Here is an 8,322-nt window from a genome sequence, read left to right as displayed (position 1 = left end):
GGGCGGCGGGCTGGCGACGGGAGCCGGGCGTTCGGGCCGCGGCCGGACGGCGCCCGGTCCACCGCCGGGGCGTCCCGGAACGGCGGCGGCAGGGGGGGCGCCGGGATTGCCCGCGCCGCGGCCCGGACGCGGGCCGCGCGGTCCGTCGGGATGGCCGTCGCCGCGGTTCCAGCCGCCGGGGCGATCCGGACGTCCCGGCCCCCGGTCCGGCCGGCCGGGATTGCCGGCCGCGGGGGGTGTTCCGGGGTTGCCGCGGCCAGGGCGCGTGGCGCCCGGGCGGTCGCCATCGCGGTCGCCGCGGTTCCAGCCGCCGGGGCGTCCCGGCCTGCCATCGCCGGGTTTCCCGTCGCGGTCGCCATGATGCCAGCCGGGGCGTCCCGGCTTCCAATCCTTGCGACCGCCATGATGTTTCCACCAGGCGCGGCGCCCGCCCCAATAGTTCAGATACTGGCCGCGGAGCGGATAGCGGTTGCGGTAGTTATCGAACATCCACAGCCCATAGCCAGGATAATAATAGCTGTCGTACCAGCCGCCGCCGAACCCGATATTGACGAAGCCGCTGCCATAATCGGAGGCGTCGTAGCAATCATAGCCATAGCCGTCGTCATAGGCATAGCCGTCATAATCATAATAAGCGTTGCCATAGCGCGCGGCGCAGTCGCCGCCCGAGGCATAGCCCGCCCCATAGACGTCGCCATAATAGCAGCCGCCGAGCGTCGTCGTCGCAAGCGCGCCGAGCGCGATCGAGAGGGGGCGCTTCAGACTCTTCGCCATAGCTTTTTCCTTTTGGGTCCAACGGATGCGACCCGTCATCTTGGACCCCAACATGTCCGAGTCGAGTTGAATTTGCGGTGAATGGTGTTCCGCGCCCCGAAAGGCCTTACTTGCATCGATGTCAGTAGTTGGGTAGGCCTGTCGCCCGAACATGATGGACGAGGATCGACCGATGAACGCGCCGACGAATATCCAGCCTGCGAAGAGCCTGTGGTCCGAAAAGCGCTTCGGTCCCGACACGCGGCACTGGTTGCCGCGCAATCCCGACAGCGCGATCGATCATATTCCGGGCGAGGATGGCATGCCGGTCATCGGCAACACGCTCGAACAGCTACGCGACTATCCCGCCTTCACGCGCCGCATGGTCGCCAAATATGGCCGCGTCTATCGCAACAACAGTTTCGGCGGGCGCAGCGTCGCGCTGCACGGGCCGGAAGCGAACGAGCTCGTCATGTTCGACCGCGACAAGATCTTCTCGTCCGAGCAGGGCTGGGGCCCGGTGCTCAACCTGCTCTTCCCGCGCGGGCTGATGCTGATGGATTTCGAAAAGCATCGCGCCGACCGCAAGATATTGTCGGTGGCATTCAAGCCCGAACCGATGCGCCACTATGCCGAATCGCTCAATGAAGGGATCAAAGGCCGCATCGGCCAGTGGAGCGGCAAGACCTTCAAATTCTATCCCGCGATCAAGGAACTGACGCTCGACCTCGCCGCAACCAGCTTCCTCGGCATTCCCTGGGGGCCGGAGGCGGACAAGGTCAACAAGGCCTTCGTCGACATGGTGCAGGCGTCGATCGGTGTCGTGCGCGTGCCCTTGCCCTTCACCGCGATGGGCCGCGGCGCGAAGGGGCGCGCCTATCTGGTCGATTATTTCAGCCGGATGGTCCCCGAGCGGCGCGAAGGCGCGGGCGAGGACATGTTCAGCCAGATCTGCCGTACGCGCGATGATGACGGCGAATATATGTCGGTCGAGGCGATCGTCGACCATATGAACTTCCTGATGATGGCGGCGCACGACACCATCACCAGTTCGATCACGACGCTGGTCTGGGAACTGGCGCGCCATCCCGAGTGGCAGGACAAGCTGCGCGAAGAAATGCTCGCCGTGGCTCCCGCGGGCGAGGGGGTCGGGCACAACAGCCTCGGCCAGCTCGAAATGACCGAATGGGCCTTCAAGGAAGCGCTGCGGCTTGTGCCCCCGGTGCCGAGCTTCCCGCGCCGCGCGCTCAAGGATTTCGAATATGGCGGCTATCGCATCCCGGCGGGCACCTCGGTCGGCGTCAGCCCCGCGTTCACGCACATGATGGAAGAGCATTGGCCGCAGCCCGAAAAATTCGACCCGATGCGCTTCTCGCCCGAGGTCGCGCGCGAGCGGCACAAATATGCGTGGGTCCCCTTCGGTGGCGGCGCGCATATGTGCCTCGGGCTGCACTTCGCTTACATGCAAGCCAAAATCTTCTTCCACCATGTCATTACGACGCACCGCATCGTCGTGGCCGACGGATATGCGCCCAAATGGCAGGTGCTGCCGATCCCGCGGCCCAAGGACGGGCTGACGGTGACCTTCGTCCCGCTTGCATAGCAATTCGCGCCTTGGCTGCTAGCCAGGGGTGAGCGTTCGCATATAGTATGACGCCGGGGAACACTCCGGGCGACGTTCCGGACATCGAGCGAGGGGTAGGGCGCCTTGTTTTTCGAAAGCCGGATATTCCGCGGCTGGTATGCGGGCATGATGCTGCTCTGGGTGCTGCTTTTCGCTACGCTGAACTCGCTCGTTTTCCTCTGGGATCATTGGTATTATCCCGCGATCATGGTCCTCGGCGCCTTCGTTGCCGGATTGACCCCCGAAGGCGGCGGCGCGGTCGCCTTTCCGGTGCTCAGCATCTTTCTCGACGTGAAGCGCGAAATGGCGCGCGATTTCAGCCTGATGATCCAATCGGTCGGGATGACGAGCGCGAGCATCTGGATATTATCGCGCCGCGGCCGTCACCTGCCCGCCTACACTCCCGTCATTTGGCTCGTCCTGGTCGCCTTTGGGGGATTCGTCCTCGGCATGCTGTTGCTCCAGTCAATCCCGGTCTTTGTGATCCAGGCTCTGTTCCTCAGCCTGATAACGACCTTCGCGCTTGCTTATGTCTTCGGAAAGCATCGCGGCGTGCGGCCGTTGCTTGCGGTGCGCGGTGCGGGCGACCGGGCGATGCTGGGCGGCGTCGCGCTGATCGGCGGGATGTGCGCCAGCCTGTTCGGCACCGGCGCCGACATCGTCATCTACACTTTGCTCGTCACGCGCTTTCGCATGGACGAAAAGGTCGCGACGCATATCAGCATCATGGTTATGGCTGCGATTTCGATCCTCGGCTATGGCTATCGTTTCTTCTGGGACGGCGACATCAGCGCCTATCAGGTGCAAACTTGGCTCTGCGCCTATCCGGTCGTGCTCTTCATGGCGCCCTTTGGCAGCTATATTCTCGGCAAGCTCAACGTCGAATGGATGCTGCGCGCGATCGTCGCGCTCAACATCTTCCAGATGGTCTATTTTAACTGGAAGAATCCAAGCCTTGAAAAATTCGCCTATTCGGGCGGTTTCTCGCTGGCGCTGTTCGCGATATTCTGGATTTCGCTCGCGCGCCTTGCTCGTGAACGTGCAGCCGGCGTGCGGCCCGATCCGGGGAGTGCGGGCGCGTCGGGCTAGCCCGCACGGCACGGCTTGTGCCGGCGCGGCGGGCGCGCCACTAAGGCCGGGTGAAAAGCCTTCGCCCCTATTTGACCTGGTTCGCCGTCGCGGTGCTGCTGACCCTTGGTGCGATCTTCGGCATGCAATGGGTGCGCACGCATCCCGAGCACCTGCCCGGCGCGCGCTTCGAACTCGCGCATCCGCAGGGGTGGGCCACGCACCGCAAGCTGGTGGCGCTCGCCAGCGACGACAGCGCCTGTTTCGCGGCGTTCGACCGCGCCGGCGCGGGCTATCTGCGGCGACCCGCCATCGGCACGGGCGCGTGCCGGGCGAGCCAGCGCATGATCCTGACCGGCAACCGCTTCGCGCCGACGATGCGGCCCGCGGGCGCCGCGCCGGGCTGTGCGGTGACCGCGGCGCTGATCCTGTGGGACCGCGATGTGGTCCAGCCGCTTGCGCGGAAATATTTCGGGCAAAAGATCGTCGAGATCGAAAATCTCGGCGCTTATAATTGTCGCAAGATCGCGGGACAGCAGGGGCAGAGCGAGCATTCGACCGCCAATGCGATCGACATTTCGGCCTTCGTCCTTGCCGACGGGACGCGCATCACGCTGGTCAATGACTGGACGCCCGGCGACCGGCGCAGCGAGTTCCTGCACGCGGTCCGCGACGAAACCTGCGGGCTGTTCAGCACCGTGCTGTCACCCGACCATAATGACGCGCACGCCAATCATTTCCATTTCGACATGGCGGCGCGAACGGCGGGCTGGACGGTCTGTCGCTAGAGCGGTTTCGAATAGAGGATCGAGCGGGCCTCTTCCTCAAAGCCGCACGCGTTGTGCCAAGCCTGGCTGCCGATATTGTCGAGTTCGACGTCGGACCCGATGTGGTCGTGCCCGCGCTTGCGTGCACGCTCCTCGATCGCCGCAAGCAGCCGCCGCCCGGCGCCCGTGCGGCGATGCACGGCGTCGATCCAGATTCCCTCGATATGCGGATAGGGAGCGACCGGACAACCGTCGAACATGGTGCGCAATTGGACCTCGGCAAAACCAACTGCTCGGTTCATCTCGTCGATCAGGATGAAATTCCAGAGCGTTTCGTCGCCAAGCATCGCGGGCAGTTCGTCAGCAAGCTCGGCCGCATCGGCTTCGGGCCAGAGCCGCGCGCGCATCGCAGCCCAGACCGGGGTGTCGGCGATTTCCGCATCGCGGACTTGCATCGTCAGACGGTAAAGCTCTCGCCGCAGCCGCACGCGCCCTTGGCGTTCGGATTTTCGAACACGAAGCCTGCGGCGAAATCATCCTCGACCCAGTCCATCGTGCTGCCGATCAGGTAGAGCACCGACGCGCCATCGATGTAGAAAATGCCGCCGGGCGTTTCGATTTTCTCGTCGAACTTTTCCTCCTCGGTCACATAGTCGACCGAGTAAGCGAGCCCCGAACAGCCGCGGCGCGGAGTCGACAGGCGGACGCCGATCGCGCCCTCGGGCGCGGCCGCCATCAGCTTCGCGATGCGTTCCTCGGCGCCGGGGGTGAGCGTCACGGCTGCCGGGCGGGCGCGGGTCTTTGTTTCGGTCATCACAACATCCCCAATTCGAGCCGCGCTTCGTCGCTCATATTCTGCGGCGACCACGGCGGATCCCACACCAGGTTGACCTCTGCATCGCCGACGCCGGGCACGGCGCCGACGCGCAGTTCGACCTCGGCGGGCATCGACTCGGCGACGGGGCAATGGGGGGTGGTCAGCGTCATCGTGACCATCACATGGCCTTCGTCGATCTCGACATTGTAGATCAGGCCGAGGTCGTAGATGTTCACCGGGATTTCGGGGTCGAAAATCTCCTTGAGCGCGTCGATCACCGCCTCATAGAGGTCGCCGCCGACCGCGCCGGGGGCGACCTCGACTGGCTTGGCCGCGAGGAATCCCTCAAGATAGTCGCGCTTGCGTTCAAGCTTTTCGGGTGCCGTCTCGACATCCTCGACGCGCGCCTTCGGCGGCGGCTCGACGCTTTCCACTTCCTCGACCCTAATCCCGGTCTCGCTCATGCGATCCTCGCTCATCCGAAAATCCTCTCGACGCGGGCGAGGCCATCGATCAGCGCCGTCACGTCGTCGTCATTGCTGTACACGCCAAAACTCGCGCGCGCGGTCGCGGGAACGCCCAGATGCTCCATCAGCGGCTGTGCGCAATGGTGCCCGGCGCGGATCGCGACCCCGCTTTCATCCAAGATAGTGCCGATGTCGTGCGGATGAACCCCTGCCATCGAAAAACTAACGATTCCGGCACTGTTTTCAGGGCCATAGAGCGTGATGCTGTTTTTGCGTGCAAGCGCCTCTCTGAGCGTGGCGACCAGCGCGACCTCATGGGCATGGATTGCATCGATGCCGATCGCATCGACATAATCGACCGCCGCGGCCAGCCCCAGCGCCTCGATAATCGCCGGCGTTCCCGCCTCGAAGCGGGTGGGCGCGGGGGCGTAAGTGGTCTTGGCGAAGGTCACCCGGTCGATCATCGACCCGCCGCCCTGCCACGGTGGCAGCGCGTCGAGCTTGTCGCTCCACAGCACGCCGACGCCGGTCGGCCCGTAGAGCTTGTGCCCCGAAAAGACATAATAGTCGCAGCCGAGCGCGGCGACATCGACGGGCAGGCGGGGTACCGCCTGACAGCCGTCGATCAGCAGTTCGGCTCCGACGCGGTGCGCGATTTCGGCCGCGCGCGCGACGTCGAGCGGGCTGCCGAGCACGTTCGAGACATGCGCAAAGGCGACCATATTATGATCGGGGGTCAGGATTTTCTCGGCGGCGTCCAGGTCGATACAGCCATCGGCGGTCAGCGGGCACACATCGACCTGCCACCCGGCGAGCTGCCACGGTACGATATTGCTGTGATGTTCCAGCACCGACAGCAGCACGCGGCCCTTTCGCGGGTGCGAGTAGGCGACAAGGTTGATCGCCTCGGTCGCGCCGCGCACGAAGGTCACCTGCTCCTCGCTGGCGCCGACGAAGCCCGCAATCCGCCGCCGCGCCGCTTCATAGGCGAGCGTCATGTCGGCGGAGCGGGCGTAGACGCCGCGGTGCACGGTCGCATAGTCGCGGCCCATCGCCTTCACCGTCGCGTCGATCACCGCCTGCGGCTTCTGCGCGGTCGCGGCAGTGTCGAGGTAATGCCAGCCGGGGGTCAGGCCGGGAAAGTCGGCGCGGACGTCCCCCTCCCGCAGGCGGGAGGGGTTAGGGGAGGGCATGTCGAAGCCGGGCACTGACGAAACAGGCCCTCCCCCGACCCCTCCCGCATGCGGGAGGGGAGAAGATATGTCGGCGGTGCTCACACCAGCTCTCCCAGCTTTGCCAGCGCCAGTTCCTGCAACCGCGCCTCATCCTCGGCGCCGTCGAACACGCCGGCGACGAACGCCTGCAGCATCAACTTCTTCGCCTCGCCCGGCGGCAGCCCGCGCGACTGGAGATAATAGAGGCTCATCGCATCGAGCTCGCCGATTGCGCAGCCGTGCGCGCATTTGACGTCGTCGGCGAAGATTTCGAGTTCGGGCTTGGCGTTGGCCGTCGCGCTGCGCTCGAGCAGCATCGCCTTCACATCCTGCTCGCTGTCGGTCTGCTGCGCATCGCGCGCGACCGCGACCTTGCCGAGGTAGGTGCCCGTCGCAGTGCCGCCGAGCACCGATCGCACGACCTGCCGCGACGTCGCGCCGGGTTCGGCGTGGGTGACCGTCGTCACGATCTCGAGATTTTGTTCGCCGCCGCCGATCTGCGCCGCGCCGAGGTTGAAGTCGGCGCCTTCGTGGAGCGTCACCGCAAGTTCGATGCGGCCATAGGCGCCGCCGATGTTGAGGATGTGCAGCGACGCGGTCGCGCCCTTGCCGAGCACCAGTTCGATCTGGCGGATATCGCCCGCGTCCTGCACGATCGCGCGGCGGAAGTCGCCGCCCGCGGGCACCATGATGCTCTCGGGCGCGGGCAGCGGCCACGCCGCGGTGACGGCGTCGATGTCGCTATAGCGCCACGCTTCGTCGCGCCGGGTGGGGAGGGTGGCGGTGTTCAAGCCGCAATCTCCGCATAACCATGCGCTTCCAGTTCGCGCGCCAGTTCCGGCCCACCCGACTTCACGATCCGCCCTGCCGCGAGGACATGGACGAAATCGGGCTGCACATAATCGAGCAGGCGCTGATAGTGGGTAATCAGCAACACCGCCTTGTCGGGGCGGCGCATGATGCTGTTGATGCCATCGCCGACGATACGCAGCGCGTCGATGTCGAGGCCGCTGTCGGTCTCGTCGAGGATCGCGAGCTTGGGGTCGAGGATGCCCATCTGCACCATCTCGTTGCGCTTCTTCTCGCCGCCCGAAAAACCGACGTTCACCGGGCGCTTGAGCATGTCCATGTCGAGCTTGAGCAGCCCCGCCTTCTCGCGCGCGAGCTTCAGGAAATCGCCGCCCGACAGCGGCTCCTCGCCACGCGCCTTGCGCTGGGCGTTGAGGCTTTCGCGCAGGAACTGGACGTTCGACACGCCGGGGATTTCGACCGGATATTGGAAGCCGAGGAACAGGCCGGCCGCGGCGCGCTCGTGCGGGTCGAGGGCAAGGAGGTCTAGCGTCTCGGTCGTTCCCGTTCCCCGCTCAAAACCGGAACCGGGTTCACCCGTCGCACCGGCGCCGGGGAACATGATATCGGGCGTAAAGCTCACCGATCCCTCGGTGACCTCATACCCCGGCCGCCCGCCGAGCACATAGGAGAGCGTCGACTTGCCCGCGCCATTGGGCCCCATGATTGCATGGATTTCGCCCGCGTTGATGCTGAGCGAGAGGCCTTTCAGGATCGGCTTGTCGACGACGGTGGCGTGGAGGTTTTCAATTTTCAGCATATT

Annotated in this window: 10 protein-coding genes; 3 read left to right on the top strand and 7 right to left on the bottom strand. The window is 65.2% G+C overall.

Annotated features, from left to right (window positions below):
• A partial coding sequence (locus ATE71_RS14225) for a hypothetical protein (RefSeq protein ID WP_082665219.1) occupies window positions 1-774 on the bottom strand: 774 nt, incomplete at its 3' end.
• 172 nt (window positions 775-946) lie between these two features.
• Here ATE71_RS14225 and ATE71_RS14220 point away from each other — a divergent pair.
• From ATE71_RS14220 to ATE71_RS14210, 3 genes are all read left to right on the top strand, one after another.
• Window positions 947-2,356 carry a cytochrome P450 gene (locus ATE71_RS14220; protein WP_201022960.1) on the top strand — a complete coding sequence of 470 codons (1,410 nt, stop codon included), beginning with the start codon at window positions 947-949 and terminating at the stop codon, window positions 2,354-2,356.
• Window positions 2,357-2,461: 105 nt separating this feature from the next.
• Entirely contained in the window at window positions 2,462-3,466 is a 1,005-nt protein-coding gene (locus ATE71_RS14215; RefSeq protein WP_058804015.1) for a sulfite exporter TauE/SafE family protein, read from the top strand.
• A gap of 50 nt (window positions 3,467-3,516) precedes the next feature.
• Complete coding sequence (locus tag ATE71_RS14210) at window positions 3,517-4,233, top strand: extensin family protein (RefSeq protein ID WP_058804014.1); 717 nt, start codon at window positions 3,517-3,519, stop codon at window positions 4,231-4,233.
• On the opposite strand, the gene ATE71_RS14205 is transcribed toward ATE71_RS14210, so the two are convergent.
• The 6 genes from ATE71_RS14205 to sufC all read right to left on the bottom strand — a co-directional run bounded on the left by ATE71_RS14205 (window position 4,230) and on the right by sufC (window position 8,319).
• A complete protein-coding gene (locus tag ATE71_RS14205; RefSeq protein WP_058804013.1) occupies window positions 4,230-4,667 on the bottom strand; it encodes a GNAT family N-acetyltransferase in 438 nt (145 codons plus the stop codon). The genes ATE71_RS14210 and ATE71_RS14205 overlap by 4 nt on opposite strands.
• A gap of 2 nt (window positions 4,668-4,669) precedes the next feature.
• Window positions 4,670-5,026 carry a HesB/IscA family protein gene (locus ATE71_RS14200; protein WP_058804012.1) on the bottom strand — a complete coding sequence of 119 codons (357 nt, stop codon included), beginning with the start codon at window positions 5,024-5,026 and terminating at the stop codon, window positions 4,670-4,672.
• Complete coding sequence (locus ATE71_RS14195) at window positions 5,026-5,508, bottom strand: SUF system Fe-S cluster assembly protein (protein ID WP_058804011.1); 483 nt, start codon at window positions 5,506-5,508, stop codon at window positions 5,026-5,028. Before ATE71_RS14195 ends, ATE71_RS14200 begins: the two co-directional genes overlap by 1 nt.
• Window positions 5,505-6,689, bottom strand: a complete 1,185-nt coding sequence (locus ATE71_RS14190; RefSeq protein WP_152998792.1) for an aminotransferase class V-fold PLP-dependent enzyme — start codon at window positions 6,687-6,689, stop codon at window positions 5,505-5,507. The genes ATE71_RS14195 and ATE71_RS14190 overlap by 4 nt, the downstream gene beginning before the upstream one ends.
• 80 nt (window positions 6,690-6,769) lie before the next feature.
• Window positions 6,770-7,501 carry a SufD family Fe-S cluster assembly protein gene (locus tag ATE71_RS14185; protein WP_058804010.1) on the bottom strand — a complete coding sequence of 244 codons (732 nt, stop codon included), beginning with the start codon at window positions 7,499-7,501 and terminating at the stop codon, window positions 6,770-6,772.
• Window positions 7,498-8,319: a Fe-S cluster assembly ATPase SufC gene (gene sufC / locus ATE71_RS14180; protein WP_058804009.1), complete on the bottom strand. Its 822-nt coding sequence runs from the start codon at window positions 8,317-8,319 to the stop codon at window positions 7,498-7,500. The genes ATE71_RS14185 and sufC overlap by 4 nt, the downstream gene beginning before the upstream one ends.
• Window positions 8,320-8,322 lie beyond the last annotated feature (3 nt).

The sequence above is a fragment of the Sphingopyxis sp. H115 genome (assembly GCF_001468465.1).
In the GTDB taxonomy this organism is placed as follows: Bacteria; Pseudomonadota; Alphaproteobacteria; order Sphingomonadales; family Sphingomonadaceae; genus Sphingopyxis.
This window is presented reverse-complemented; position numbering and strand designations above follow the sequence as displayed.

What these genes read in the sequence shown, in the direction of transcription:
- ATE71_RS14220 (WP_201022960.1), top strand. Translation starts at nt 947, where the DNA reads ATGAACGCGCCGACGAATATCCAGCCTGCGAAGAGCCTGTGGTCCGAA.
- ATE71_RS14205 (WP_058804013.1), bottom strand. Translation starts at nt 4,667, where the DNA reads ATGCAAGTCCGCGATGCGGAAATCGCCGACACCCCGGTCTGGGCTGCG.
- ATE71_RS14200 (WP_058804012.1), bottom strand. Translation starts at nt 5,026, where the DNA reads ATGACCGAAACAAAGACCCGCGCCCGCCCGGCAGCCGTGACGCTCACC.
- ATE71_RS14195 (WP_058804011.1), bottom strand. Translation starts at nt 5,508, where the DNA reads ATGAGCGAGGATCGCATGAGCGAGACCGGGATTAGGGTCGAGGAAGTG.
- ATE71_RS14190 (WP_152998792.1), bottom strand. Translation starts at nt 6,689, where the DNA reads ATGCCCTCCCCTAACCCCTCCCGCCTGCGGGAGGGGGACGTCCGCGCC.
- sufC (WP_058804009.1), bottom strand. Translation starts at nt 8,319, where the DNA reads ATGCTGAAAATTGAAAACCTCCACGCCACCGTCGTCGACAAGCCGATC.